This is a genomic window from Methanolobus mangrovi, from assembly GCF_031312535.1.
Classification (GTDB): domain Archaea; phylum Halobacteriota; class Methanosarcinia; order Methanosarcinales; family Methanosarcinaceae; genus Methanolobus; species Methanolobus mangrovi.
Genome location: NZ_CP133594.1, coordinates 2,458,304 through 2,484,905, shown reverse-complemented (window position 1 = coordinate 2,484,905; position 26,602 = coordinate 2,458,304). Strand labels below are relative to the sequence as shown.

Sequence of the window (26,602 nt, the reverse complement as noted above, 5' to 3'; positions counted from 1 at the left end):
CACATATGAGACCAAATATAAATATATATCCCACAACCATTATATAATTACACTCTTTTGAGCAATAATGAGTAAATACCCACCCCATATATATACAAAAAAAGCCAAGGTGACACTGAATGTTAACAATTTTTGAAGCAATAGTGCTTGGCATAGTTCAGGGAGTGGCTGAATGGTTGCCTATAAGCAGCGAAGGCATGACTACGCTCGTGATGCTAAACGTATTTGATAAAACACTTGCTGACGCATTGCCTATAGCCATATGGCTACATACGGGAACCCTGCTTTCGGCTGTTGTTTACTTCAGGACCGATATAAAAGAGATAATTGGCGAAATACCACAATACATCAGGAACAGGGACATCCGGGAGAAAAAGGACAGCGTAATAACATTCTTATTAATAGCAACCGCTATAACCGGAATAATAGGATTACCACTCATACTCTTTGCCACAGGTATGGCAGAATTCTCCGGCAAGCTTGCAACTGCCCTGATAGGAGGACTTCTTATAATCACAGGTCTGCTGCAGATATCTGCTGCAAAGAAAACAAAGAAAAGAGACCAACCTGTGATCACGGACTCTGTTGTTGCAGGAATTGCACAGGGATTTGCAGCACTCCCCGGAATCAGCAGGTCCGGCATAACCGTATCAACATTACTTCTGAGGGATATGGAAGCATCACAGGCCATCAGACTGAGTTTTCTTATGAGCATACCTGCTGTCCTTGCTGCAGACGTGGGAATCGGTGCAATGGGACTGCTAAGCTTCGACTCTTACTCAATACTTGCATTATTCTTTGCATTTGCATTTGGAATACTCACCATCGATATCTTCATCAAAGCAGCAAAAAGATTCGATTTTTCCAAATTCTGCATTGCTCTTGGAATACTCAGTATTCTGGCATATTTTGTGTGATGAGAATCATATTTTGCCACAAAAGAGAATAAATATATGAAGATTTCTGAAAACATATAAATATTACATTACTTAATGAGTGCATAATTATGACTTGCAGAGGAAGACCAAAATCACCCAGAAGAGTTGAGTGCTCACCTGAGGTGCTATATTTTAAACCACGTGGAGTCCCACTCAAGGAGCTTGAAACAGTATCCCTTGCAATAGAAGAACTTGAGGCTCTGCGACTGGCAGACCTTGAAGGATTGCAGCAGGAAGAAGCTGCTATCAGCATGGGTATTTCAAGAAGGGCTTTCTGGCAGGATCTTCAGAATGCAAGAAAGAAAGTAGCTATGGCCCTTATTGAAGGAATGGCCATAGAGATAGTCGGCAAAGACCCGAAAGACATAGGGTAATTGCCTAACCGACATTTGTTGTTTCATTATATTTCAAAACAGAACATTTCTAAAGGAGATTCCATATGACACAAAATATCCAGAGTGCAGCTGACCTTTTAAAGAAGCCAGAGGAACCAAAGCTCATCAGGAACATGAGAGCCATCAAAAAGAAGATAATGGTAATGAGTGGCAAGGGCGGAGTCGGCAAAAGCACGGTTGCAGCAAACCTGGCTGCAAGACTTGCAGAACGCGGGCATAAAGTAGGACTCCTGGATGCGGATATCCACGGCCCAAGCATTCCAAAGATGTTCGGCATTGAGGACCAGAGACCTACCGTTGATGAGAATGGCATTGTACCCATAAGCATCACAGAGAACCTTTCCGTGATGTCAGTAGCACTTCTTCTTGAGGACAGGGATGCACCTGTTATATGGAGAGGACCTGCAAAGATGGCAGCTATCAAGCAGTTCCTTGAAGACGTTTCATGGGGTAAACTGGACTACCTTATTGTAGACCTGCCACCTGGCACGGGTGATGAACCACTCAGCATTGCACAGCTGATCGAAAAGATGGAAGGAGCTGTCGTTGTGACAACCCCGCAGGATGTGGCACTTGTCAGTGTAAGGAAATCCATCAAATTTGCAGAGATACTCAAAGTACCTGTAATTGGCATTGTTGAGAACATGAGCGGTATAATCTGCCCTCACTGTGATGAGATGATAGACCTCTTCGGCAAGGGTGGCGTAGAGAAAGCATCCACAGACTTCAACGTGCCTGTTCTTGGAGAACTGCCAATGGACCCTAAAATTGCAGAGATAGAGGACAGCGGGAAAGTTCACACGGACATCAACGAAGAGATGCTCTGGGGCAAGAGTTTTGCTACAATTGTTGATTCCATAGAGCAATTTAAAAAGTAATTTCAATAAATCAATTTAAGGAAGAGATTTTCTCTTCCTTTTTAACTTTCCCGGTTTTTACATTAGGTTGGAAGGGATTCTAATTCTCAATCAGTATTTATAGTAAAAAAACAGACATTTCTGTATGGAAGTGGGGAGCCATAAAACAATTGACAGGCTTGACTTCAGGGACCCGACTGAGCTTGTAGACGATGCCCTCCTGAACAATAGCTGGCTGCTTAAAGAGAACTCGAACACACGCCTGAGTCCGTCTGTGATAGATCTGCATATTGCAGCACAGATAAAGAAACAGTATGCTCTTGAGAAACTTTACTCAAAGGAAAGTTCATGGGCTCATAAAGAAGGACTTATCCACATCCATGATCTGCACAGTCCATTCACGCCTTACTGCAATGGAATAGACGCCAGGATATTCCTGAAAGACGGACTGAGATTCCCGGATACGGTCAGCCTCCCTGCAAAACGTTTTGAATCTGCCCTTTACCATGCGATGTCCTTCATGGTACACTCACAACAGTTCTTTGCAGGAGCACAGGCAATTGATATGCTCAACTGGATGCTTGCCCCTCATCTTCATTTTGATGATATTAGTGAAGAACAGCTCAGGCAGATAGTTCAGGGATTCATGTTTCAGATGAACCAGTCCAATCGTATAGGTGCACAGAGTGCATTTACAAATATAGGCCTTCGGATAACATGCCCCCCCCTTATTGCAGACCAGAAAGCCATCTTTGCAGGAAAGGAGCTTGAGGATAGTTACAGCTTTTTTGAGGAGGAAGCAAGGACTATCTATAAAGTGATGATGGATGTTGCAGGAAACGGAGACGGGCAGGGCAGTCCATTCACCTTTCCACTGATAACCACAGCAATAACAAAAGACCTGGACTTCAATGACCCATTGTGGAAGCTGACCATGCAGGCAACTGCCTCCACCGGAGCACCATATTTTCTGAACCTCAAAGCCGATTACCTTGCTGATGAGACAGTACATGCAATGTGCTGTCGTCTTTTTGCAAAACATACCGGAGGAATCTGGAATGCAGGCGGCATGGGCAACGGATCGAACAAGGTAGTTTCCATTAACCTTCCCGGCGTTTCACTTCGAGCCAGGGACATGGATGAGTTCTTTGAAGAGCTTGACAATGTGATGGATATCAGCAAACAGGCACTGCTTGATGGCAACCGGATAATTGAAAAAGCACTCTATGAATGGAAAATACTTCCCTGGCTGTTGATGGTTACAGATGACGGAATACCCTATTACGAGTTTGAAAAACGCCACCTGACATTCGGAGTCGTTGGACTTAACGAATGCCTCATGAACCTAACAGGCGAGACACTTCCTGAGCAGCAGGGAACGGGACTTCAGATAATAAGCCATATGGCAGACAGGATACAACAATATTCCAGAGAAGATGAGATCGATTATACACTGGAACAGACACCTGCAGAGAGTACAGCTTACCGTTTTGCCATGATAGACCATATGAAGTTCAAAGAAGGAGCAAACGTTCAGGGAACCGATGATGCACCTTACTACACAAACTCTACCCATGTACCTTACAAGAGCAACATATCCCTTGTCAACCGTATAAAAACAGAATCAGTGTTCCACCCTTATTTCACAGGCGGAACCATTTGCCACATATGGATGGGAGAAAGTACCCCGGACCCGGGCGGACTTTCTGAATTCATCGACATGATCTCACAGACAGAACTTGCATATTTCTGTTTTTCACCGGACTTCTCAATATGCATAAACGGACACAGTTCAAAAGGACTCCAGGAAAGCTGCCCGCAATGTCAGGGCGAGATCGTTGACCATATCTCCAGAGTCACAGGGTACTACGGACATGTAAACAACTGGAATCCGGGGAAGATAAAGGAGTACGAAGAGCGGCACAGGTACAGAATGGATTGCAGGCAGAAAGATAAATAAATGTCAGAACCATCAGAACAGTATGGATTTTAAGAGTGAAGCATCGTTCAAATGGCTTTATTCACAGGAGATAACAAAAGTAAAAGATCTTGCACGTATAGTTCAGGCAAGTTATCTCTGGAATGAGGAAAACAACCACACTGAGGAACTTACAGAGAAACTGATAAATTCGAAAACCGAGAATTCCTGGAATTCCGATCTGCGAGACACCTCACGAGCTGCTTCAGCTCTTACACTTAAAGGCATTGTGTCTTCAGGTATTGAAAAGTGGATCCTATCAAAACAAGCCGAAAGCTCCTGGAATAACGATGTTTATGACACCACATATGCATTGATAGCACTTGCTGATATGGGCTCATATAACCGTGAAGGATGTGACTGGCTCATTGATAATTATGGAATAAAGTGGGAACATCCAGGAACTACTGCCCTGATAATCACCGCCCTGTCAAAACAGGCAAAACTTGAAAATGAAGTTATCTTTAGCGATTTTATAGAGGAACGTGCCAGATGGATAATCTCACAACAAGAAAGTGAAGCTGCCTGGAAAACACTGGCCACCAGTAACCTTGTAATTCAATCACTGATCCTTACAGGACATAAAGATGAGACTGCCATTCCGCTCAAATGGATATTATCACACATTAACAGCAACGGATCATGGGGAAAAAAAGGAGGCGACATCAATACAACATCCCTGTCGCTTATCACCCTCTGGCAATATAGGGAATAAAACTATTTTACAGGCAAAAGTATGTGAATGGAAGTTCCTTTTCCTTCTTTGCTATCGGCCCACATGTCCCCTTTGTGCGCCACAATGATCTTTTTGCATATGTAAAGACCAAGACCATTGCCCCCATACTTACGCGTTGAGGAACCATCGGCCTGATAGAATCTGTTGAATATATGAGGAAGATTCTTCTCGGAAATACCAATCCCATTATCACTTATCTGTATGTGTATCTTACTGTTATCCTGCAAAGTGACAGAGATTGATATTTTCCCACTTTCCGGGGTGAACTTCACTGAATTGTCAATTATGTTTACGAATACCTCTTCAAGATAATCCAGGTCACCTTCTATAAGTGGTATATCAGAAGGAATTAACTTTTCAATTTCATGCCCTTTACTGGTAATCTCTGGAGACCGATCATGTATTGCAGCATCTATTACCTCGGATATCCTGAGAGGAAGGAAAGTGTATTCAACATTTCCACCTTCGGTTATACTGACGTAGAGCAGAGAATCGATAAGCCTCTTCAATCTTTCAGAACTGAGCATTACCTTTTCCATGGCATCTTTTTGCTTTTGGTTCAGTTCACCCAGTGCTTCCTCATACATCAGTTCACTGTATCCTTTAATTGGGATAAGTGGAGTCTTTAGTTCATGCCTCAGGTTTGAAAGGAATTCATCTTTCATCCTGTCAAGGGACTTTAGTTCCTCATTAGCCTTTGCAAGATCTTGAGCATACTGGTTCAGGGCTTTTTCTGCGGCTTTGCGTTCGGTGAAATCTTCAACGACACATACACCGCCCATGAACTTTCCCTCATCTGATATGACCGGGCTGAATTCTGCTTTGATAGGAATTACTTTATCGGAGAAAGGAGAGCAGAAGTCATCCTCATAACTTGCAGGAATTCCTGCAAGTACCTGCATAATGGCTTTTTTGATAGAGTTATCATCATCAAATGATTCTACGATATTGAAACCGATAACGTTGGAGATAACACTTTCTTCTGGCACGCCCATGATCTTCACAAGGTTTTCGTTGCATTGGGTAATGACACCTTTCTCATCAAAATGGAAAATACCCAATGGGGATTTTTCAAACATCATGCGATATTTGTTCTTGGCAATGAGCGTTAATCTTTCTTTCATTTTTCTTTTGGAGATATCATTGATGATAGCACCGTGGAAAACCTCACCCTTCAGCCTTGTTGTTGTGATAGCCAGTTCTAAAGGGAATTCCGTACCATCTTTACGCAAACCAGTTACTTCTATTATTTTTCCCACTACGGGAGACTTACCAATGGATATAACCTCATTCCATCCTTCGTGTGCCTTACGATATCTTTTGGGCATTATCATACCAATGGGCTTCCCGAGCATCTCGTCCCTACCATATCCGAAGAGTTTACTGGCGTTCTTGTTCCAGAAAGTAATCATTCCGGTGTAATCAGAAAGCACCAACGCATAAGGAATAGAATCCAGATGAGAAAAAATCATTTCAGTATCGAAGAGTAACTCCATTTCAAGGTCTTTTTTTTCCTGAATATCAGTACAGGATAAAAGAAGTGCCTTATCCGAAGATATTGTATCCTTCAACAAGCTAGTATTTAGAAGAAAGGTTTTTGGTATCCTGTCATACCCCATAATTGATGTTTCCAGGATTCTTGGCTCGGCACCATCATCTGATAGAACCGATGAGAAAAATGAGAGAACATCTTCTTTTTCACATTCCTGAATACATAGGTCTGAAAATATTTCATTTGAGATGTCTTTTTCATCGAAACCGAAAAACCTTCGTGCCTTTTTGTTTGCCAGAATTATCCGGTCATTCTCATCAATTACAAGTATAAAGGAATCCAGAAGGTCAAAAAAAAACTGTGAACGCTCAATTTCAGAAAAAGGTATTTCAGTACCGAGTATCCGGACCGAATCCTCTTTAGTGTGAGAGTTATCACTCTCGTTATCCGAAAAATCGAGTGTTTCTTTTTTTGTGGCCATCTATACACCTATGAACCGGACAAAACATTGTAGAGAATCTACATTGATAATACCCAGATGCATGTAATTATATTGGAAGTATAATATATAATATTTAGTATTTGATTTCTTATTGTATATAAACCCTAATAAAAAAATAATAGTTAAAACTGAATTCATACTTAGAATTGAAATAGAATACTGACCTTTTGAGTAGCATTTATAATCACAAGGAACTATTGAAGTAGACAGAGTGACCTAAGATGAGTGAAAATTCAATAAAATATCATGAGGATTCCAATACTTTTATTGCCGGCAAAAAGAGCTACTTTGAAGAAGATACCAACATTGATGGGAACTTCATAGTTGGAGCAGGTTCTAATTTCTGGAAGGATCTAAATGTGAAAGGGATCCTGAAACTTGGAAAAGGAACTTTTGTGAAAGGAAATATAAAAGCAGATGAGGCTATCATAGGTTCAAACTCAGAGATCAAAGGTAATGTCGAAGTGTCGGGTGAACTTAGGATATTAGATACTGTTGAGATAAATGGTTCTGCTGTTGCAGGAAAAGAAATGCTTGTACGCCCCGGCTGCAAAATAAAATCTGCAAAGGCAAGCAGCACAATGGAACTTGTCGGAAAAGTCAGTATAAAGGAAATAGAATCAGGAACTAAAGTAATTGTGCGTTCGGAATGAACGCAAAAATAATTATTTACCTTGTTCCTTCAGGAGAGACTTCAATATCCTGTCACGAAGTAAATTTGCTTCAAGGCTTGTTCTCTCACGAGGCCTTGGAAGATCTACCTTGATTATTTCCTTTATTTTTCCAGGACGTGCACTCATCAACACTATTTTATCAGCCAGGAACACTGCCTCATCCACACTGTGCGTGACAAACAGGATCGTAATGTGTTTTTTTTGCCATATTTCCAGTAATTCCTGCTGGAGAATATTGCGTGTCTGAGCATCCAGTGCCCCAAAAGGTTCATCCATCAGCAGAACGGAAGGTTCGTTTGCAAGAGCTCTTGCGATAGCCACCCTTTGCTTCATGCCGCCTGACAACTCATATGGATAGCTGTTCCTGAATTGCTGGAGTCCAACCAGTTCAAGGTATTTTTCAGCGGCTTCAAGCGCATCTTTCTTTTTAGCACCGCCCATGATCGGACCAAAGATAATGTTATCGATCACCGATTTCCAGGGAAAGAGTGAATATTCCTGGAAAACCATTCCCCTATCCGGACCAGGGGAGTCTATTTTCTTGTCATCCAGATAGAGTTCACCACTATCAGGTTTATCCAGACCTGATATTATCCTGAGCAAAGTCGTTTTTCCACAACCAGAAGGACCTATAAAGCATACAAACTCCTTATCGGCCACCTCCAGACTGACATTGTCCAGTGCAAGTGTGGAGCTATCACCATCTTTTATGAACTTACGGGAAACATTTCTTACTTTTACCGTTCCCATTTATATCACGACTCCTTTACGCCATTTGAGTAGCTTTCCATCTACATAATAACGCAGCAACCTGTCAATGAGCAATCCAAGGAAACCAAGTATCAGCATGTACACAAGTACAAGGTCCATGTTGTGCAGATAATAATGGTGCCATATCTTGTAACCAAGACCGTTTCTGCTTACACCGAACATTTCTGCGGCAACGAGACACATCCAGCCAACTCCCATGGCAATCCTGATACCAGCAGCAATTGAAGGAAGTGCATAAGGAAGAGCCACATATCTGATCAATTCACGGTCAGTGTTACAGCCCAACACCTTTGCCGCCTCCACATAAACGCGGGAGACGCTCTTAAAACCCGTAAAAGTGTTTATTATAATTGGAAAGACAGCACCGATAAATATTAGAAAACCTGCTGCAAGAGGATTGAGACCAATCCATATGATGGCAAAGGGAATCCAGGCAAGTGGCGGAATAGGGCGAATGATCTCTATCAAAGGATCGACTATACGATCGATCGTGCGGAACCATCCCATTATCATCCCTACAGGAATGCCAATTATAAGTGCAGAAAGCAGACCTATCCAGAAATGCATAAGACTATAAAGAAGGTCTACAAGTAAGACCGGAAGTTGGTAATCCAGACCAAGGAAACTTAATTTTGCATCTTTTGCTATAATTTCCAGGAATGCAAAAGTAACATCTGTAAAACTTGGCAGGTAAAATTTGTTCTGCACAATGTAAACAGCTATGAGTTGCCAGAGAATGACCGCAGAGATTATAGATACTATTTCCACACTTTTTTCACTCAGGGCCTGAAGATGTTTTTTTATCATAATTCCTCCGGTTAGTGGAGATAAAGAACTCCGGAATGAGAATAGAAATGCCTACTTATTATTTAAATTAGTATCAAAAAAAAGAAAAATTATTGATCTAGAGCTTCATAGAAGCTCAGATCAAATATGTCATCCTGTGTAAGAGGGGTGCTGATATATCCCAGTTCATACTGCACCTGTGCATAGTCCACAGTGGAGTTGATTATGAGATTTGGATCTGCAACCCATGTACCATCCCATTCATTAAGTGACTGCTTTACCAGTTCTACATCCCAATCCTGGTCATCTGCAAATATCTGTGCTGCTTCATCCAGATTCTCAGAATTGTATTCGGTTGCACGTACATGAGTTTCTACGATCTGCTGAACTATGTCAGGGTGTTCTCTTATAAGCTCACCACTTACTGCAACAACACAACATGCATGATCCTGAAGCATTTCACCGGATGATACAACTGACCTGCCTGTACCTTCACTTTCGATCATTGCCGGAGCTGGGTGTGGAAGGAAAACTGCATCAACCTGTCCTGCAGAAATAGCTGTCATTGCATCTCCCGGACCCATACCAAGGATCTCTACATCTTCTTCAGGGTCAATACCGTTCTCTTTCAACCAGTTCTTAAGTAGAGTATCCTGAATTGTTCCCGGAGGGAATGTTGCAATTTTAAGTCCTCTGAGATCTTCAGGGCTTTCATAAGGAAGCTCGGTGCGAAGTACAATATCTGAACCCTGTATCTGGACTGCAGCTACGATCTTTGCATCCAGACCACTTGCAAGAGCTGAAATGACAGGTGCTGCACCGACATATGCAACATCGATATCTCCTGCAAGCATGGACTGCATTTCAGGTGCTCCGGTAGGGAAGAGATTGTCATTGATCTCCACTATTCCGTAAGGTGCAAGATCTTCGGCCCACCAGCCTTTATCTCTTGCAGTGATGTATGCTATCTGATGAGTGCTTGGCTGGTAACCAAACGTGAGTTCTGTGATTGTTGCTGCCTGTCCCTCTTCCTGCTCTGTTGGTTGTTCAGTACATCCGGAGATGAATACTGCTGCTATCAGAGCAAAGACAAAGAATAAAGTGGAAGTTAATTTGATTGTCTGTTTGTAATTCACATTACCACCTTGAGTAATAGATAGATAATTTAAAGGCACGATTCAATATATTATATATATTTCTACATTTAAGGGATGCGATGGTCTAAAAGTATTAATTGATGAGATACCTTTACCTTAATAGGGCATTAAAAAGTACAGGCGTGTGTGGACATGAGTGCTGCTGATAAAATAATAGATGCTGTTTTTGAATCTGACGAGAGTTTCAGGAAAATTCTTTCCAATACGATAAAGGAAGAACTGAATATGAATATGGCAGAGTTTGCCGAGAATGCAGGCATTCCTGCCAGTACTCTTTATAAAATTATGTCCGGAAAACGGGAACCAAATGTGAAAACACTGAGACACATAATAAAAACGGTTAAGAAACTTGAAGGTTCTGAAAAAGGTGAGTTCATTGCTGTTATTGCTGCCAGGCCAGTACTTGATAACATCAGTGAGACTAAAAGAAAGATATGCGGAAGTCTTTGCACAATCAGGGAATACTCAGCAACCTCTATGGAAGAGGCCATAATCGCTGCAGTTCGTGCTGAAAGAGATGGAGCAAAGGCGCTGGTATGTGCACCAATAGTAAGTCCCACAGTTGAGAAAATACTGAGAATACCTGTTGCCACAATAATGCCAAAGAACAGTCTTTTAGAAGCTATAGAGCTTGTGGCAAAAAAAATAAGTTAAAAATAAGATAAAAAGAGTTATCGGAGGTTTCCGATCAACTCTTTTACTGCTTCAATTGCTTCAGCTGCTTTTGCCTGTGCTATTTCTACTGTCCATCCACCTGCTGTGAAAAGATAGGCTGCCCCACCCACTGCTGCAAGTGCGATCGCTCCGAGCACGTAGAATACAGTACCGGATTTCTCAAACACTTCATAGGTGGTAGTAAGGTCACCAACTTTTACCTCATATGTTCCGGGCTCTTCCTCTACATGAGTGAACTCAATTGTAGTAGAATTACCAACAGAGAGACTTACAAGCTGTGAATCAACGACTACATCATCAATCTTAAGGTCCACAGTATAATCGCCTGCTGCGGTACCCGTGTTAGCAATGTCGACGCTGATAGTAGCTTCTTTACCCTGCTTTATTTCAAGAGGAGAGATATCCAGGTTGCTGAACTCAAAATTAGCTGCAAGCTCAGCGACCTTCAGATCAAGCTCTGCTTCAAGAAGACCTGATTTAGTAGCAATGAGCTTGTGAGTACCGGCTTCGGTTGCAGTGTAGGTTATAGTACCATCACTATCAGTGGTACCAAGAGACTTGCCATCAAATGTGACTGATGCACCTGAAACGGAATCGCCGCCAATGGCTTTCAGAACAAAGATAGTCATAGATGTGCCTTCGTAAACCTCATCAGGTGAGACTTCTATACTCATCTTCTTGGTCTCATCATCAGCATCTATAACTTCAAGGTCTTCTGAACCAGAGGCATACCCATCCTTCTCAGCTGTAATCTCAAGTTTGCCTGCTTCTGTAGGAGTATAATCCAGCTCACCATCATTGTCGGTTGTTCCAATCGTTGTGCCTTCTACCTTGATAGTAGCATCACCAATTGATGCACCACGTGCAGTTACAGTGATAGTTATTTCGTCTCCTTCTGTGATGGTGGAAGCGCTCAGATCAATTTCCAGTGTCTGGGAAGCTGCAGTTGTTACTTCAACAAAAGGATAGTATCTGAGTGTGTTTGAGTCTGCTACCTTTATGCCCACATCACCCATCAATTCAATTTCCTTGTCCCTTGTAAGTGAAATAGCATCCTCATTGCTCATCTCGATTGAATCAGCATTAAAGGTGTCTACTTCCATCTCACCATAGGTGTCACCGCTTTCCAGGGTAATGTAATCCTCTGAAATCTGGAAGATACCTTCAACAAAAACAGCATTACTTTCACTGCCCCTGAAGACCTCATTAAAGTGGATTATAATGAGAGCTACATCATCTGAGTCACCAAGGTCTGTCTCATAGACATAATCTGCGTCTGAAGATACAATGCCAGAATCTACTTCGTCCCCGTCCTGATACAGTTCAACGAGTACACGCTCACCATTTGTATCAACTTCTACTATGTCCAGAGTGTAGCCTTCTTCAAGAATCAGTGATGAACCTGAATAGACTGAAACCTTTTCATCCTCATCCATCAGGACCTTGGACAACTGGCCATCGGAAATGAGACTTACATCATCCACGCCATCAACATCTGTATTGTCATTATAGCCTGCGAAATACTTCTCAGCCATGAAACCTATAACATCGAACTTACCCCAGTCGGAATGTTCGAATTCAACGGATTTGGCAGTACTTGTATATTCAAGGGCACCTGCAGGTATTTTCCTGCCGTCAATGGATGTTAATTCAAGTCTTTCTGTCTGGATACCTTCATCAATATCGTAGTAGAAACCTTCAAAGTTCAATGGTGTCCATGTGAGCTTATCACTGCCTTCTGCGACAGTACCACGAAGTTCGTATGTACCAGGGTCTGACATATCCACATAGGGAGCAAACCTGAGAACATCATTGTCATCAGCGACTATGAGCTTAATCTTGCCCATGAGAGTGATTGACTTTCCTTTGGAAAGGGAAACTGTTCCATCATTTTCCATTTCTATTAAATCCTCATCAATCCTTGTAATCTCCATCTCGCCATAACTTTCCCCATCATCAAGTTCAAGGTAATCATCGGATATCTGGAAGATACCTTCAACGAAAACAGCACTTGTTTCCGTACCACTGAATACCTCATCGAAGTGAACAGCAAGTATTACAACATCATCAGCATCGCCGAGGTCATCCTTATAGACATAGTCACTACCACCGGCAACTACGTCGCTGTCCAGCTCATCACCGTCTTTTGTAAGGGTGACAAATACACTGTTACCATTCACATCAACTTCAACTATGTTAAGCTCATAACCATCTTCAAGAGTGAGTGATGAACCAGCATATGCGGACTCTTTCTCGTCGTCATCAATAAGAATCTTTGATAACTGACCTGCAGACATCATGCTTACTTCTTCAACACCATCAATTGTAGTGTTAACAGTGTATCCTGCAAAGTATTTCTCTGCCATGAAACCTATGATTTGATATGAACCCCATTCACTGTGCTCGAAATCAGTTTCAACCGGTCTTGTCTCATAGACGATGTCACCGTCACCCAATGAGCTGTCAATATCGGATATTGTCATACTTTCAGAACTCAATCCAGATTCCAGATCATAGAAGAAACCGGAGAAACTTTTTGCATCCCAAGTATATGTATATGAGTGCTCGCCATCATCTTCCCATATTCGGTCACCCGTTGAATATGTTTGTGGATATGTGCTTGTAGTATTCGTAACATCAGTAGTATTGATGTTACCTGAATCATCAACTGTATGGAGTTTTATAGTGTAACTTGTACTTGCACTCAGATTACTTGCTGTTGTATAGTATTCTGTGGATACATTTTCAATAAAGACATTATTAATGTAAACCATACTGTAATCAAAATCAGAATCTGTTGGGTTAGTCCATGTCCACTTTATCCAGTTGCTTCCTTTCTCATCCACTTCCAAGGAAGTTACGCTTCCTGGAGCAGTTGTATCAGGTCCGCTAGGAGTATCAACACTTGCATCATCAGTGGCGGTGCCTCCATCGTTGCCAGTCAAATCCTTAGTAAGAATTAAAATAGTGTGTGAACCAGATGCCAATCCTGTTGCATTGTAGGTGGTAGTTGTATTTGATACAGTGGCTACCTCACTACCATCTATAGAAATCACAGATTGATTGAAATCGGAGTCAGTTGGATTGGTCCAAGACCATAAAATCCAATCAGAACCTGTTGAACTTTCAGCAAGACTGGTCACAGCAGCCGGACCAGTAGTGTCCGATACTGATGCAGTACTTGCATCATCGGTGGCAGTGCCTCCATCGTTGCCAGTCAAATCCTTAGTAAGAATTAAAATAGTGTGTGAACCAGATGCCAATCCTGTTGCATTGTAGGTGGTAGTTGTATTTGATACAGTGGCTACCTCACTACCATCTATAGAAATCACAGATTGATTGAAATCGGAGTCAGTTGGGTTGGTCCAAGTCCATAAAATCCAATCAGAACCTGTTGAACTTTCAGCAAGACTGGTCACAGCAGCCGGACCAGTAGTGTCCGATACTGATGCAGTACTTGCATCATCGGTGGCAGTGCCTCCTTGGACACCAGTAAAATTTGTAGTAGCAATTAAAATAGTGTGTGAACCAGATGCCAATCCTGTTGCATTGTAGGTGGTAGTTGTATTTGATACAGTGGCTACCTCACTACCATCTATAGAAATCACAGATTGATTGAAATCGGAGTCAGTTGGATTGATCCAAGTCCATAAAATCCAATCAGAACCTGTCGAACTTTCAGCAAGACTAGTCACAGGACCTGGCAATCCTAATGCCAATCCTGTGAGCATAATTAGGATTGATCCAAATAAAATGAATTTGAGTTTATTTCGCATTCTAAAACTTCCTAAAGTTAAATATCAATATCGTAAACTATATGTCCTAATCTAATCCCCCAATTGTAGATAACCTTTACGATTTATCGTCAGGTTTTGCCCGTTACGGCAACTAATGACAGTACCAACTTCCTGACCAACTACTTCACCTATAACATTTAAATAACATACGCTTTGAGCAGATTCTAACATTTCAGGCGAAACTGTGAAAAGCAGCTCGAAATCCCCGCCTGTGTAAAGTGCAAATTCTGTCAGAATATCAGTATCATATGTAATGAATTCTGAGAGTTCAGCCTGTATGGGAAGAGCATCTTCTTCTATCACGAAACCTACGCCATTAAGATCAGCAAGGTCGTGCAGGGACATGGCAAGGCCGTCACTTGTGTCCATCATACATGTTACAGCACCTGAACGTGCAAGTTCCATTGCATCCATGACACGTGGGATTGGTGTGAGCAATTTATTGAGAAGGCTATCAGGAACATCTATGTTTTGTTCTATAGCATGAAGTGCGGCTCCGGCAGAGCCTGCAAAACCTGTAACACAGACCTTGTCACCGACTCTGGCACCTTTTCGGGTCAGCAGTTCTGATTTTTTGACTTTTCCAAGTGCTGTACCTGTAATTGTCAGTTCGTCGTGGGTATCAATATCCCCACCAATAACGGAAGTACCACAGAATTTGGCACAATCATCCATCCCCTTTGAGATACCCTCAACAAAAGCGATGTCAGTATCCTTGGAAAAACCCATGGCCGAAAGAAAACCTATAGGACGTGCACCCATTGATGCCACGTCACTGAAATTTACAGCAGCCGACATCCATCCAATCTGCCAGGGAGTCATCTGAAGAGGAAAATCTGTTTTTCGATGCAGCATGTCCGTTGTTATCACCATATACTCTTCTTCAGAAATATCGATAACCGCACAATCATCAGTCCCTGATCCGATGCGAACATCAGGATTACAACCAACATTGAAAATACCGGATAAACGCTTTATCAGTGAACGTTCACCAATCTCAGATACAGGAGTAGAACCATTCATATTTTACCTGCTATTTTGATGTGACTATATATAATTACTCAAAGTGAAGGATATACTACAAATTATAAACTAATAGAAATGCTTCTTAGTAAATAAATTTTGTTGATGTGTAAACATCAGCGAATAGTACTAAGCCAGAAAAACGAATCATCTACGTATTCTTCTCCTTACAGCAACAAATGTTCCGCCAAAAACTGCAACGACGATAACCAATGGAAGAAGGTATCCCACAAGTACTATCAACGCATTTACCATTGAGATAAAACCATTTACAGATTCTGATATCGCATCCCTGATACCCCATGAACGCGTAATTGGTCGTGGTTCTGTGACATGTATGTTGATTGTTGAGAACTCGATCCGGTCTTCAAGATAATTCAGCCTTCCTGTAAGACTCTCTATCTCACCACGCACCCTTTCAAGCTCTTTTTCCACGCTCAGGACATCTTCAACCGTTACGGTCATGTTGAGTATTTCCTGAAGACGCGTTTCCTGCCTTTCAAGATTATCCAGACGTGCAGTTATATCGATATACTCTTCTGTGACATCCTGGGCACTTACACTCTTGGAAGTAACTTCACCAAGGGATTCAACATTCTCAAGGAATAAAGGATATTCAGACTCAGGAACCCTGACCGTAATGTATCCTGCTTTGCCCACATTTGAATCATAGTATGAATCGTAGACCGAGGAACTTGCAACATAGCCACCTGAAGCCACTGCCATCTTTGAAATCTCATCCACACCTGCAGAAGCATCACTGACCTTTATTGTCATATCAACAGTTGTTATCGTCTTGCGATCAACCGAAACTGAAGAAGCTCCACCATAATCCGCTTCTGTCGAAACCATATTTTTTGCAGAAGAATCATCATAGTATTCCGTAGTAACAATATCTGCAGATTGCGAATAAGTTTCTTCCCTGACCGCCATGCATCCGGAGACAAGAGTCGCCATAAGTAAAAGAACAATTATTGTAAAGCTACATTTGATTTTCATTTAATCACCCAAACATGATTTAAGCATGATTAAATGATGGACAGGGAAGTATTAAAAAATTGTTTAAACTTCAAACGGAGTTGAAGTTAATCTTTTCGTTGCCTTTCTCTTTGCTCCTTACATAGATATTATCCAGGAACTCATGAGCAACAGGTGCAAGTTCAAGAAGCTCATCCCTGCTTAAAGGTTTGATATCCCTGAGAGATTCAAGCATGGCATTTTCAGCAAAACCCTGCTGGAGGACATAAGTAACATCACGTCTGCCTGTAAGCTCATTAATTGACCTTGCAATATTATACACTTCATCCGAACTTCCCATGAAATCCCGGATGATGGTTGTCCTTAACTCAAGGTTAACATTGTTATCGAGAACCAGATAGATTGATTCGGCTACTTTTTCTATTACTACCTGCGGATTGATATGAATGTCAGTATAATCATTGCAGCCAATTGCCTTTGCATAGCTTTCAGCATCATCAAGCGGAGCTTTTACATCTATAAAGAATTTATCCACAAGACCTTCTTTGATCAATTCAGCCATTACATGAGGGTAATAGCCATTGGTATGAATACCAATAAGCAATCCATTTTTTTTCGCAAATTTTGCGAGCTGAATCACAGCTTCCTTCTGCATCAGTGGTTCCCCACCGGAAAGAACGACACTACTGACGAAGGGCCTGGATTTTTTTATTTCAGCTTCAAGTACTGAAGCATCTACAAGATTGGATTCAAAAAGAAGTGCATGGTTCTGGCAGTATGGACACCTGTAAGGGCAACCACGTAAAAAAAAGACGATTGACACTTTCCCGTGCCAATCTACTGTTGATATGGGAACAGTGCTCCCATAGTTTACTTTCATACGTATCAGATCATGTCTGAGGAGCTGTAGCGCATCCTGTCTGCAAGTTCCTGCCTCTTACCATTGTTCCATCCACCGACAGCCTGCACATATCCGGTTACTCTGGACATCTGCTCAACATGTGAGGAACCACAGTTGTCACATGCTCCCTTCAGGCCGGACATCATGTGGAAGTCATCAAGACATACGGTCATGTCCTTGGTGAAGGCAAAGTAACCTATCTGGGTGTTCTTTGCAATGTTCATTGCGAACTCCTTAAGGCCCTTTGCATCAGGAGCACCTTCACCCATCCAGATATGACAGATGTTTCCTCCGTCAACGATAGGGAAGAACACATGCTCAATGTTCATCCTGTCAATCAGTGATATGTTGGCACCCGGAGGTACATGAGTACCATTGGTGTAATAGACAGGCAGATCAGTGGTCTTTCTGAGGTTCGCAAGAGCGGCTTCCTTGTCACCCTTCACAACTTCGAGTACACAATCCCGGTATTCCTCATGAAGCATGTCGGACACGGAGAATCTCTGACCTGTAGTTTCAGCAGGAGTACGTGCAAGAGCTATTTCCAGGCCATGTTTCTGGCTGAGCTCATTAGCGTACATTTCCATCTCAGTCATCACTCTGATGGCGAATTTGAATGAATCCTTAGACTCATGTAGCTGGGAACCTGTGTGATATTGCACCATTTCATTGATGCCTATAACACCTATTGTACAGACAAGTGCATCAATATCAACTGCAACAGCACCCTTTTCACCTGTTATAGGATCTTTTGGCCTCTGTGTTGCAAAAGGCATCCTGTTATTCTCGATGATGTTATCCATCCAGCTGCGCTTTGTCTTGAAGAGACCTATACACTGATCCATAAGATTCTTGAGGTCTGCAAACAGGACAGAATCGTCACCGTTAGCCCTGTATGCTGCCCTTGGGCAGTTAAGGGACACGACCTGCCAGGAACCCATTGAGAAATGTTTTCCATCCTTGAACAGGAGCTTGTCATCAAAACTGTCATCTGCATCAGCGTTTGCTGAGAACTGATATGCACAGCATTGATAACAGGATATACCTTCCCCTGAACCTCTGTATTCAGGTAGCTGGTTATCGAAATACGGAGTACCGAACTTTGCTGCAAGTTCAAAGGTCATGTCATAGAGTGCCTCATAGCCCGGAAGGTCAGGATGTGCCTTGTTGAAGAATTCATCCTCCTGCATGAAGTCTGGCTCGATGGATATCTCAGGCTTGGGGAAATTGAAAGGTTTACCCCAGTTGTCACCTTCGATCATTACGTCCATAAGTGCCTGGAATGAAAGACGTACCTCACGCTCGAACTCACTGTAGGTGCGCTTCTGGGTACCGTTGGTACCGTCATGTACGCGTCCCTTGTAAACAGCTGGCTTATCCTTCCAGAGTTTTGGTACACCCGGAGACAGCTGAACGGAGGAGAACACGACCTGTCCGCCACGGGCTACCATCATCTGGGTCATCTCGTACACGAACATCTGCATGAGCTGTTTTATATCATTGTAACTCTTGCCCTCAAGGTATGGAGCAAGGAATGTCAGGAAATTATAGAATCCCTGGCCACCTGCGAAATTGGTCTGTGCACTTCCCAGAGCCTTCACTGCATGGAGTATAGCTACCTCTGCCTTCATTGCAGGACCGGCGACACTTGCCTTTGCACCTGAACCGTCTGGCATGAGACCATAATAGAAGAAATACCTGAGATCCCAGTCCTGGCAGAATGCACGGGTTCCGAGGTACTCAAGATCATGAATGTGAATATCACCGTTAAGGTGCATGTCAGCAAGTTTTGGAGGCAAGAGAAGCAAATATTGTTCCTTGGAAATCTTATCAGCTTTCTTCTTATGGGAGGTTTCAGCATTTTCCTGGAGATTTGCGTTGTCATTTGCCTCAAACCCACTTCCGAGGTCAATCTCACAGGCATCATATACAGGAGTACCTATCCTTGTGGAGACATTTCTCCATTCAACATGGCCCCTCTGAAGAAGTTCCATGTTCACGATCTCTCTTATAAGTGGACCTGAAAGAAACTTAAGATCAAGGCTTCTGATAAGACGCTCTACTTCTTTTGCAATGTCATGAGCCTCATCCTTTTCGATGCCAGGTTTGCCATGGAACCTCTCAGCAAGCTTTGTCTCCTTCAGCAACTGATTGACAATTACACTACGGTCCCAATCGACCATGTGACCTGCTGTGGTACGCACCTTTGGCATTATAGAGATATCATGGCCATCGAGTGTCTTCTGTATAGCATGCTGTTTTGTTAATGGTGTCATACTGATATCTGTCCTCTCATTTTCCTCTGCGTGAACCGGCATGTCAGTTCCCAAGTCTGACCTGTCAAGTCCTGTCTTTCCCTTTTTAGTAGCACATACGTCCATCATTCCACCTCAATTTTATTGCACTTAGATTATGCTACCCAGGACTTCCAGATTCACGTCAGGACCATTGAACAGTTCCTTATGTGTTAAAAATTCATCGCCGATCTGGAGTACCGGGGCAGTCATGGTGAAAACACCATTGAATTTAAGTTCGGTCAAAGCTTCAGGAGTAGACATATCTGCAGTTGTGAAAGCAACTTCCTTTGACGTAAGTACCTTCTTCAGTTGCTCGCATTTCGGGCAAGTCTTTGTTGTATATATAACCACTTCAACCATTTTCTCGCGTCCCTTCATAGTATATAATTACTTTATTATATTAGTGCCATTCTGGAGAGGAACAACAATGCCAGATGATAAAAACATAACCAAGCAGCATTGTTATTATAATTACCTTGTTTTCCAGAAGGTAAATTATACAAATGGCATATAGCTTAATAATGGTTTTTCAAACATCGTTTGAATATACAATGGAGAATATTAGATCATAGATGAAACATATATGATAACATATTGTTATCAGAGATGATAATGAATACGATTAGAAGAACTGACTGGAAAGTAACCCCACAATACAAGCGAACAAAAATCACATAAAGAAAACTACAATGCCACTGCCAAAAGATGTATATTATAAACCCTATATAGCACATAATCCAAGCAAGAGGTGTACAAGATAACTGAAAAACTAAGCTCCGGCTGCAAGCCTATTGACGAACTTCTGGGAGGAGGATTTGAGGCAGGCGTCGTGACACAGATATATGGAGAAGCCGGAAGCGGGAAGACCAATCTTTGCCTTCAGCTTGCAGTTGAATGTGTTAAAAAAGGAAAAAAGGTCATCTACATAGATACTGAAGCTATTTCCCCTGACAGATTCAAGCAAATAGCCGGAGAGAATGCAAAAGACATTGCACAGCAAATAATCATCTTTGAACCTCACAATTTTGAAGAACAGTACGCTGCTGTTTTAGAAATAGAGAAACTCATCTCAGACAGGATCGGCCTTATAATAGTAGATTCTGCAACTGCTTTTTACAGATTGGAGCTTGACCAGGAAGAATCAAGCATCAGAACCAGAAGAGAACTGGCAAATCAGATAGGTTTTGTACACGGGATTGCGCGCAAACACAGGATCGTGGCTGTTATGACCAATCAGGTCTACAGTGATATTTCAACAGGCAACGTAAGACCAATAGGCGGCAGTGGCATAGAACACATATCAAAAACCATCATCCAGCTTGAAAAAGCAGGGGATGGTAAAAGACGTGCAAAACTATGGAAACACCGCTCACTTCCAGAAGGCAGAACCTGCGAGTTCACCATCACCGGTGAAGGCGTGAGATAAAAAAGATTCAGGCTCTTGCTATTGTAATAAAGCCCGTGTGCCCTACTTTTGAAGTTGATGGTCGCGTACCTCTTGATGAAAAGGATATCTCACGTTCTGAGCACTCAAAGGTCATCACTTCATAGAAATTTGCAGCTTCAATTGCATCACGTATCTCTTTTGTCTGTTCAAAGAATGGAGAATATGTAGCAAGGAAACCCCCAGGATACAGTACATTCCTTACATGGGGAATGACATCCTTTGAATTCTGAGTGTCAAGAGTTATGACATCGAATTTCTCATCGAGGTTCTTTATTTCTTCAACGATGTCACCGCAGCGAAGTTCCACATTATCCAGACCGGCGTTTTCAACATTTTTACGGGCAACTCCTACGAAGTCATCCCTGACCTCATAAGTTACAACGCGTTTTGCAATTGAACCAAGATACATTGTGAGTATACCTGACCCTGTACCCGCATCCAGAACAACGTCGTTTTTATTGAGACCTGTATAGGCAATTATCATGCCTATGTCCTTGGGCATCATCGGAGCCCCTGTTCTTTTTGCATGACGGAAAAAATCTGGCATCTTTGGACGTTGAATGGTGAACTCCTGACCTTTGTGTGACACCACTGTGTCACCAGGGACCTTGTCCGCAAGAGAGGACAGTTCGATTATACCGAAATCCGTGTGTAGTTGATCATCGGATACTTTTACGATGAACTCTCTGACCTTATCCCTGTGGGAGGTCTTTAACAAAACCAATTCACCAGTTAACATTATTTTACACCTGTAGGACGTTTTTTTGAAACATACCGGTTAGAGGGAATAGTAACAATATCCCTTGTGATAGAATGTTTATTCATGGAAAGATGAGACATCATTTCATCGAATTCAGGCCGGTAGGCATCTGCAAGTGTCCCTGCATATTCAACCCCTTCCCATGTCAGCACATATTCATAACTCTGCCGGAACCTTTCATCTTTTTCATAGTAACGCAGATCCTCATCAACAATACCCATGGCAACGAGCACCTGTATGTCCTCAAAGACCTTCTCACAGTAGGGGAAACCGTACCTTTCATGGAAGGAATAATCGAAAAGATTCCTGAGCTTTGGGAACGTGCTTAGCTCACGAATGGTGCGGTACAGCCAGGTAATATGCCGAAGACGCGGAATTGATATGAATTCCGGTTTTTCATCTACGAAAAGATTGTGCACGGCATAGAATAACAGAATTATGCCCTCTATGGGCAGATACTGGTCCTCACGGGTGAAATTAAGGAGACGGGGAGAAAGATCATCAACCACCCTACGCAATTCAGAAAGCACAGCAACCGAGTCTTTATCCGTAACCACATCAGGATGTGAGAAAGCAGTGAGTGATAACTGCCTGGATATTGCCCTTACCAGACCGTTGGCAAGCGCCGATTCATCGTAGAAGAAACCATCCTCATGATCCATTGCAACGCGCATGCTCTTGGGAACACCTGAGGCTACCGTAAGGTCTACAAGGACATCACCGAGTTCCCGGGCAAGTCTGGCCTCAAGCCTTTTTGTGGCTACACCATGCCGCGCAATGGTTGAGAGCGCCATTCTTGTAGAAGGCCTGATTATCTTCTGGCTAAGTCTGGCAACCGGAACATACAACCTGCCGTCACGCAGGTCATTCAGTAACTTAAGAGACTTTTCAGATGCATTTGACCTTATGAAATTGAGCAGGTCAATGTCATTGTATTCTGTGAAGAAGCGAACAATTTCATTCTTTGCAGCTTCTGTTCCCGACCCAGTTCTGAAATGCTCAAGTGCATCCTCAAGTGCATAGAGCAACATCACCCGGGCAGCCTGGGTTTTTGGATTATGGATAATAGCAGTATAATGATGAGCGCGGGATATCAGCAGGGATTCGGCAGCCGTGAGAGCCATGTCACTTCCGTAACCTGAACCATCCGAGCTTCCCAGCACAACAGTTCCATTCTTGATGATGAGACTGCCTATTATCTGGTCAACGTCTATGAGTCCGAATGAAACACCCGTATGATATGAATCACGCAGAAGGAAATCTATCCTGTCGGCATCCACGTCACCTGCAATTATCTGGGCAAGATACGGTTTTGAAATAGACTGTGCATCGCCTGTAGCCATCCTTGATATTTCATCAAAGAAGTCGAACGGGTCTGTGCCAAACTCGGACTTCACATATCTTGCGATATAATTATCCTGTGGCAGTGTCCGGGAAATAATATCTTTTGAGAAAGCCTCATGTTTTATGAACTTCTTCCCCTCGATTACCGGCTGTAACTGAGGGTTGCGCTTCAGCACATCCTCAACTGCATGAGAAAAAGCAGAATGTCCAACATCATGCAGGAGACCTGCAACCCTTATCTTGCGTATGTCCTCGCCCTCAAGTGAAAGGGATTGTCCGATAACCGATGCCATGTGCATGGTTCCGATACTATGCTCAAAACGAGTATGATTAGCACCCGGATATACATGATCAACTAACCCCAGTTGCTGGATGTTACGCAGGCGCTGTACATGCCTGGTGCTCAGGAGCATCTGCTCGAACTCATCAAGAATGACGGTCTTGTGAACAGGATCATGAATTATCAGGGGTTTTTGCATTGGCTGATATTATGAGGAGGGAGTATATAAATGAAAGGCAAATGGACCCACATTACCTAAATAGGACATACTAATACCATTCCTGCCAGGCCTTTAGCCACCCAGCATGACTGTGATTGCCGCAATCATCATGCCAATAACAGCAGTGATGAAGCCCGACCTGAGCCTCTCAAAAAAGTCTTTCTCATAGGTCCTGTAATACCCTATCACAAAAAGTAGTGATATACCCAGCCAGTTGGATATAGTAAGGGCAAAGTACATATCTTCAATTAGGAAGAACGGAAGGATGATTGTCAGTCCTGCGACCGTGGAAACAAGAGTTGTACCAAGAATTATATTGAGTATATCCCCGGCAGAAACTGCCTCTTTTCTCCCGGCTGCTGCGAGATGTAATACAAGGCCACTATATAATTTCTGTCTTTTATCCGCAGCTATGTTGCTCAAGATAGTATTGCCAAGTTGTTCGCCTATCAGAGATATTGCAGCATCCTTTTCCCTCTTTGATCTGCACATATCTATTATATCATTCTCCATCCGGAGGTTGTACTTTCGCTCCCAAACATAGAATGAACCATCTGCAATTCCCCAGGCAATACAGCAGAAAAGCGCAGAATATACGAGAGGGAAATGTGATGCATCTGATGTGGCAATATAGGTCCTTAGAACACTTGTGAAGGTCATCGCGAGTATTACAGCATAGATTGCCTCAGCTCCGACCCAGTACCTGCCAATATAATCCGAAAGACCCATGTCCACTTCAAGTCGCTGATCGATATTAAGGATATTCGGTTTATTTCTCTGGTTGGATTTTGCAGCTTATGCAACATAATAATGCACTTACCAGAGACGTACAGAGTTCAGCCTCGCCACGACCTATGACTAAACCGCCAACCTTCACATTTTTATCCCAGTTCATACCTTTAAAAGAGCAGATAGCATGAGAACCATAGACTGGAATGATGAATCAGCTTCAATCGTAATGATAGACCAGACACTCCTGCCAATGGAGTATAAAGTCATCGAATGCAAAACATTTGCCTCATTATGCGAGGCTATCAAGTCCCTGCGCGTGCGGGGTGCTCCTGCACTTGGGGCTGCCGGTGCCTATGGTATAGCACTTGCAGCGACACTTAGCAGTGCCAGCAATATGGACGCACTCACAAAGGACCTGCAAATAGCTGCAAAGACCATTAAGGCAACACGTCCCACTGCAGTGAACCTTGCATGGGGTGTTGACAGGACAATGGACGCAATATCGGATGCTTTTGACCTCGATGGCATCAAGGACGTAGTACTCTCCGAAGCAAAGAATATCGCTGACGAAGACGTGGCAACCAACAAGAAACTTGGAAAACACGGAGCAAAGTTGCTTGAAGACGGGGATACTGTCATGACTCACTGCAATGCAGGGAAGATGGCATGCGTTGATTGGGGAACAGCACTTGGAGTTATTCGTTCTGCTATCGAGGCAGGTAAAGAGATAAAAGTCATTTCCTGCGAGACAAGACCACTAAACCAGGGCGGCAGGATAACTACATGGGAACTCATGCAGGACAACATAGATGTGACACTTATCACTGATTCAATGTCAGGACATGTTATGAGCAAGGGCATGGTGGACAAGGTGATAGTGGGCGCAGACAGGATAACTGGAGATGCAGTCTTCAATAAGATAGGGACCTACACACACTCCGTGCTTGCAAGAGAACATGAGATACCTTTCTTTGTTGCAGCGCCCATATCCACCTTTGACCCGAATAACTGGGAAGACACCGTTACCATCGAAGAGAGAGATGCCAATGAGTTGCGTTTCTTCAAGGATGTGCAAATAGCACCGGTGGATGTGAAGGTCTATAATCCCGCATTCGATGCGACACCAATGGAGAATGTGACCGCTGTCATCACAGAGAAGGGAGTATTCTATCCGCCATTCCTGCTGGACGAACTCCTTGCATGAGGCACAGTCTTTTAAACCATTAATTACATGGAAGGGACAAATAAATTAATAATAACCAATAATATCTAGTTAATAACGGATATAAACACTAAATACGGAGATAAAAATGTCAAAGAAGAAATCCAGCGGTAACGGTCTGATGTCATCTGCCGGCCTTATGCGCTATTATGAAGCTGACAAAAAAGCAATACACGTTGACCCGAAAACCGTGATCACCATCGGCATAGTTATCGGAATTGCTATTCTTATACTTGATGCAAACTTCGGAATGTGGCCATTAGCATAAGCCATATTCTAATAATTCTTTTTTTTAAATAAAATAGTAAACTATCAAGAACGCATTTCCTTGATAGCGGAGCATATCCTTCTGGAAAGATGAGTCTTTGTTGCAGTATCATCAATAAGTACCCTGCCACTTTTTTCCCACCAGCTGCGAGGATAAGCCTTGTCTGCCTCAACCTCCGGATTGAGCCCCAGTTTTTGTGCCGCGAGATTGATCTCATTGAGAGTCGGAGCCTCCACTGATGACTTCCTGGAGATTATACGTCCATCACGCCTTGATTTTGTTTTATCTATGTACGCAGGCCATATGACCAGTTTACCCCTGTCTTTCATCAACATGGATTTAACAATACAACTCATTGAATTTAAATTTGCC

At 42.7% G+C, this 26,602-nt stretch carries 24 protein-coding genes; 10 read left to right on the top strand and 14 right to left on the bottom strand.

The annotated features are described in order from the left end of the window. The first annotated feature begins 119 nt into the window (after nt 1-119). The 5 genes from RE476_RS12110 to RE476_RS12090 all read left to right on the top strand — a co-directional run bounded on the left by RE476_RS12110 (nt 120) and on the right by RE476_RS12090 (nt 4,883). Nucleotides 120-917 (top strand): undecaprenyl-diphosphate phosphatase, encoded by a 798-nt coding sequence (locus RE476_RS12110; RefSeq protein WP_309307892.1) that lies wholly within the window; start codon nt 120-122, stop codon nt 915-917. 86 nt (nt 918-1,003) lie between these two features. Continuing rightward, nucleotides 1,004-1,312 (top strand): DUF134 domain-containing protein, encoded by a 309-nt coding sequence (locus RE476_RS12105; RefSeq protein WP_309309616.1) that lies wholly within the window; start codon nt 1,004-1,006, stop codon nt 1,310-1,312. Nucleotides 1,313-1,377: 65 nt separating this feature from the next. Continuing rightward, nucleotides 1,378-2,211 (top strand): Mrp/NBP35 family ATP-binding protein, encoded by an 834-nt coding sequence (locus RE476_RS12100; protein ID WP_309307891.1) that lies wholly within the window; start codon nt 1,378-1,380, stop codon nt 2,209-2,211. Nucleotides 2,212-2,335: 124 nt separating this feature from the next. Continuing rightward, nucleotides 2,336-4,150, top strand: coding sequence for an anaerobic ribonucleoside-triphosphate reductase (nrdD, locus tag RE476_RS12095; protein WP_309307890.1), 1,815 nt, complete (start codon nt 2,336-2,338; stop codon nt 4,148-4,150). A 22-nt stretch (nt 4,151-4,172) separates the two neighbouring features. Beyond that, nucleotides 4,173-4,883, top strand: a complete 711-nt coding sequence (locus RE476_RS12090) for a prenyltransferase/squalene oxidase repeat-containing protein (protein ID WP_309307889.1) — start codon at nt 4,173-4,175, stop codon at nt 4,881-4,883. A gap of 2 nt (nt 4,884-4,885) precedes the next feature. Here the strand turns inward: RE476_RS12090 and RE476_RS12085 are convergent, their stop codons facing one another. Then, nucleotides 4,886-6,877, bottom strand: a complete 1,992-nt coding sequence (locus tag RE476_RS12085) for a sensor histidine kinase (protein WP_309307888.1) — start codon at nt 6,875-6,877, stop codon at nt 4,886-4,888. Between the two features lie 242 nt (nt 6,878-7,119). Between RE476_RS12085 and RE476_RS12080 the strand changes: the two genes are divergently transcribed. After that, entirely contained in the window at nt 7,120-7,551 is a 432-nt protein-coding gene (locus RE476_RS12080) for a polymer-forming cytoskeletal protein (RefSeq protein WP_309307887.1), read from the top strand. A gap of 12 nt (nt 7,552-7,563) precedes the next feature. Here RE476_RS12080 and RE476_RS12075 read toward each other — a convergent pair whose 3' ends face one another. The 3 genes from RE476_RS12075 to RE476_RS12065 all read right to left on the bottom strand — a co-directional run bounded on the left by RE476_RS12075 (nt 7,564) and on the right by RE476_RS12065 (nt 10,265). After that, complete coding sequence (locus tag RE476_RS12075) at nt 7,564-8,322, bottom strand: ABC transporter ATP-binding protein (protein WP_309307886.1); 759 nt, start codon at nt 8,320-8,322, stop codon at nt 7,564-7,566. Beyond that, nucleotides 8,323-9,150 carry an ABC transporter permease gene (locus RE476_RS12070; RefSeq protein WP_309307885.1) on the bottom strand — a complete coding sequence of 276 codons (828 nt, stop codon included), beginning with the start codon at nt 9,148-9,150 and terminating at the stop codon, nt 8,323-8,325. It abuts the gene before it with no gap. A gap of 89 nt (nt 9,151-9,239) precedes the next feature. Continuing rightward, entirely contained in the window at nt 9,240-10,265 is a 1,026-nt protein-coding gene (locus RE476_RS12065; RefSeq protein ID WP_309307884.1) for an ABC transporter substrate-binding protein, read from the bottom strand. Nucleotides 10,266-10,418: 153 nt separating this feature from the next. On the opposite strand from RE476_RS12065, the gene RE476_RS12060 reads away from it, so the two are divergent. Further along, nucleotides 10,419-10,940: a helix-turn-helix domain-containing protein gene (locus tag RE476_RS12060; protein ID WP_309307883.1), complete on the top strand. Its 522-nt coding sequence runs from the start codon at nt 10,419-10,421 to the stop codon at nt 10,938-10,940. A gap of 17 nt (nt 10,941-10,957) precedes the next feature. On the opposite strand, the gene RE476_RS12055 is transcribed toward RE476_RS12060, so the two are convergent. From RE476_RS12055 to RE476_RS12030, 6 genes are all read right to left on the bottom strand, one after another. Then, nucleotides 10,958-14,692, bottom strand: a complete 3,735-nt coding sequence (locus RE476_RS12055; RefSeq protein ID WP_309307882.1) for an S-layer protein domain-containing protein — start codon at nt 14,690-14,692, stop codon at nt 10,958-10,960. Nucleotides 14,693-14,788: 96 nt separating this feature from the next. Further along, entirely contained in the window at nt 14,789-15,781 is a 993-nt protein-coding gene (thiL, locus tag RE476_RS12050) for a thiamine-phosphate kinase (RefSeq protein WP_309307881.1), read from the bottom strand. A 147-nt stretch (nt 15,782-15,928) separates the two neighbouring features. Then, a complete protein-coding gene (locus RE476_RS12045) occupies nt 15,929-16,780 on the bottom strand; it encodes a DUF4349 domain-containing protein (protein WP_309307880.1) in 852 nt (283 codons plus the stop codon). 70 nt (nt 16,781-16,850) lie between these two features. Next, nucleotides 16,851-17,639: an anaerobic ribonucleoside-triphosphate reductase activating protein gene (locus tag RE476_RS12040; protein ID WP_309307879.1), complete on the bottom strand. Its 789-nt coding sequence runs from the start codon at nt 17,637-17,639 to the stop codon at nt 16,851-16,853. A 5-nt stretch (nt 17,640-17,644) separates the two neighbouring features. After that, nucleotides 17,645-19,978 (bottom strand): anaerobic ribonucleoside-triphosphate reductase, encoded by a 2,334-nt coding sequence (nrdD, locus tag RE476_RS12035; RefSeq protein WP_406600996.1) that lies wholly within the window; start codon nt 19,976-19,978, stop codon nt 17,645-17,647. 87 nt (nt 19,979-20,065) lie between these two features. Next, nucleotides 20,066-20,317, bottom strand: a complete 252-nt coding sequence (locus RE476_RS12030; RefSeq protein WP_309307878.1) for a glutaredoxin family protein — start codon at nt 20,315-20,317, stop codon at nt 20,066-20,068. Between the two features lie 388 nt (nt 20,318-20,705). Between RE476_RS12030 and radB the strand changes: the two genes are divergently transcribed. Then, nucleotides 20,706-21,383 carry a DNA repair and recombination protein RadB gene (gene radB, locus RE476_RS12025; protein ID WP_309307877.1) on the top strand — a complete coding sequence of 226 codons (678 nt, stop codon included), beginning with the start codon at nt 20,706-20,708 and terminating at the stop codon, nt 21,381-21,383. A gap of 7 nt (nt 21,384-21,390) precedes the next feature. On the opposite strand, the gene RE476_RS12020 is transcribed toward radB, so the two are convergent. The 3 genes from RE476_RS12020 to RE476_RS12010 form a co-directional block, all read right to left on the bottom strand. Next, nucleotides 21,391-22,143: a tRNA (adenine-N1)-methyltransferase gene (locus RE476_RS12020; protein ID WP_309307876.1), complete on the bottom strand. Its 753-nt coding sequence runs from the start codon at nt 22,141-22,143 to the stop codon at nt 21,391-21,393. Then, the gene (locus RE476_RS12015) at nt 22,143-23,987 is read right to left on the bottom strand and encodes an HD domain-containing protein (protein ID WP_309307875.1); all 1,845 of its coding nucleotides are present in this window, start codon (nt 23,985-23,987) and stop codon (nt 22,143-22,145) included. The genes RE476_RS12020 and RE476_RS12015 overlap by 1 nt, the downstream gene beginning before the upstream one ends. 93 nt (nt 23,988-24,080) lie before the next feature. Then, complete coding sequence (locus RE476_RS12010) at nt 24,081-24,737, bottom strand: hypothetical protein (RefSeq protein WP_309307874.1); 657 nt, start codon at nt 24,735-24,737, stop codon at nt 24,081-24,083. 187 nt (nt 24,738-24,924) lie between these two features. On the opposite strand from RE476_RS12010, the gene RE476_RS12005 reads away from it, so the two are divergent. Next, complete coding sequence (locus tag RE476_RS12005; protein ID WP_309307873.1) at nt 24,925-25,944, top strand: S-methyl-5-thioribose-1-phosphate isomerase; 1,020 nt, start codon at nt 24,925-24,927, stop codon at nt 25,942-25,944. 106 nt (nt 25,945-26,050) lie between these two features. Then, the gene (locus RE476_RS12000; RefSeq protein ID WP_309307872.1) at nt 26,051-26,230 is read left to right on the top strand and encodes a preprotein translocase subunit Sec61beta; all 180 of its coding nucleotides are present in this window, start codon (nt 26,051-26,053) and stop codon (nt 26,228-26,230) included. A 44-nt stretch (nt 26,231-26,274) separates the two neighbouring features. Here the strand turns inward: RE476_RS12000 and RE476_RS11995 are convergent, their stop codons facing one another. After that, complete coding sequence (locus RE476_RS11995) at nt 26,275-26,559, bottom strand: signal recognition particle protein Srp19 (RefSeq protein WP_309309614.1); 285 nt, start codon at nt 26,557-26,559, stop codon at nt 26,275-26,277. Nucleotides 26,560-26,602 lie beyond the last annotated feature (43 nt).

What these genes read in the sequence shown, in the direction of transcription:
- RE476_RS12110 (WP_309307892.1), top strand. Translation starts at nt 120, where the DNA reads ATGTTAACAATTTTTGAAGCAATAGTGCTTGGCATAGTTCAGGGAGTG.
- RE476_RS12100 (WP_309307891.1), top strand. Translation starts at nt 1,378, where the DNA reads ATGACACAAAATATCCAGAGTGCAGCTGACCTTTTAAAGAAGCCAGAG.
- nrdD (WP_309307890.1), top strand. Translation starts at nt 2,336, where the DNA reads ATGGAAGTGGGGAGCCATAAAACAATTGACAGGCTTGACTTCAGGGAC.
- RE476_RS12090 (WP_309307889.1), top strand. Translation starts at nt 4,173, where the DNA reads ATGGATTTTAAGAGTGAAGCATCGTTCAAATGGCTTTATTCACAGGAG.
- RE476_RS12085 (WP_309307888.1), bottom strand. Translation starts at nt 6,877, where the DNA reads ATGGCCACAAAAAAAGAAACACTCGATTTTTCGGATAACGAGAGTGAT.
- RE476_RS12080 (WP_309307887.1), top strand. Translation starts at nt 7,120, where the DNA reads ATGAGTGAAAATTCAATAAAATATCATGAGGATTCCAATACTTTTATT.
- RE476_RS12075 (WP_309307886.1), bottom strand. Translation starts at nt 8,322, where the DNA reads ATGGGAACGGTAAAAGTAAGAAATGTTTCCCGTAAGTTCATAAAAGAT.
- RE476_RS12070 (WP_309307885.1), bottom strand. Translation starts at nt 9,150, where the DNA reads ATGATAAAAAAACATCTTCAGGCCCTGAGTGAAAAAAGTGTGGAAATA.
- RE476_RS12060 (WP_309307883.1), top strand. Translation starts at nt 10,419, where the DNA reads ATGAGTGCTGCTGATAAAATAATAGATGCTGTTTTTGAATCTGACGAG.
- RE476_RS12055 (WP_309307882.1), bottom strand. Translation starts at nt 14,692, where the DNA reads ATGCTCACAGGATTGGCATTAGGATTGCCAGGTCCTGTGACTAGTCTT.
- thiL (WP_309307881.1), bottom strand. Translation starts at nt 15,781, where the DNA reads ATGAATGGTTCTACTCCTGTATCTGAGATTGGTGAACGTTCACTGATA.
- RE476_RS12045 (WP_309307880.1), bottom strand. Translation starts at nt 16,780, where the DNA reads ATGAAAATCAAATGTAGCTTTACAATAATTGTTCTTTTACTTATGGCG.
- RE476_RS12040 (WP_309307879.1), bottom strand. Translation starts at nt 17,639, where the DNA reads ATGAAAGTAAACTATGGGAGCACTGTTCCCATATCAACAGTAGATTGG.
- nrdD (WP_406600996.1), bottom strand. Translation starts at nt 19,978, where the DNA reads ATGCCGGTTCACGCAGAGGAAAATGAGAGGACAGATATCAGTATGACA.
- RE476_RS12030 (WP_309307878.1), bottom strand. Translation starts at nt 20,317, where the DNA reads ATGGTTGAAGTGGTTATATATACAACAAAGACTTGCCCGAAATGCGAG.
- RE476_RS12020 (WP_309307876.1), bottom strand. Translation starts at nt 22,143, where the DNA reads ATGTTAACTGGTGAATTGGTTTTGTTAAAGACCTCCCACAGGGATAAG.
- RE476_RS12015 (WP_309307875.1), bottom strand. Translation starts at nt 23,987, where the DNA reads ATGCAAAAACCCCTGATAATTCATGATCCTGTTCACAAGACCGTCATT.
- RE476_RS12010 (WP_309307874.1), bottom strand. Translation starts at nt 24,737, where the DNA reads ATGGGTCTTTCGGATTATATTGGCAGGTACTGGGTCGGAGCTGAGGCA.
- RE476_RS12005 (WP_309307873.1), top strand. Translation starts at nt 24,925, where the DNA reads ATGAGAACCATAGACTGGAATGATGAATCAGCTTCAATCGTAATGATA.
- RE476_RS12000 (WP_309307872.1), top strand. Translation starts at nt 26,051, where the DNA reads ATGTCAAAGAAGAAATCCAGCGGTAACGGTCTGATGTCATCTGCCGGC.
- RE476_RS11995 (WP_309309614.1), bottom strand. Translation starts at nt 26,559, where the DNA reads ATGAAAGACAGGGGTAAACTGGTCATATGGCCTGCGTACATAGATAAA.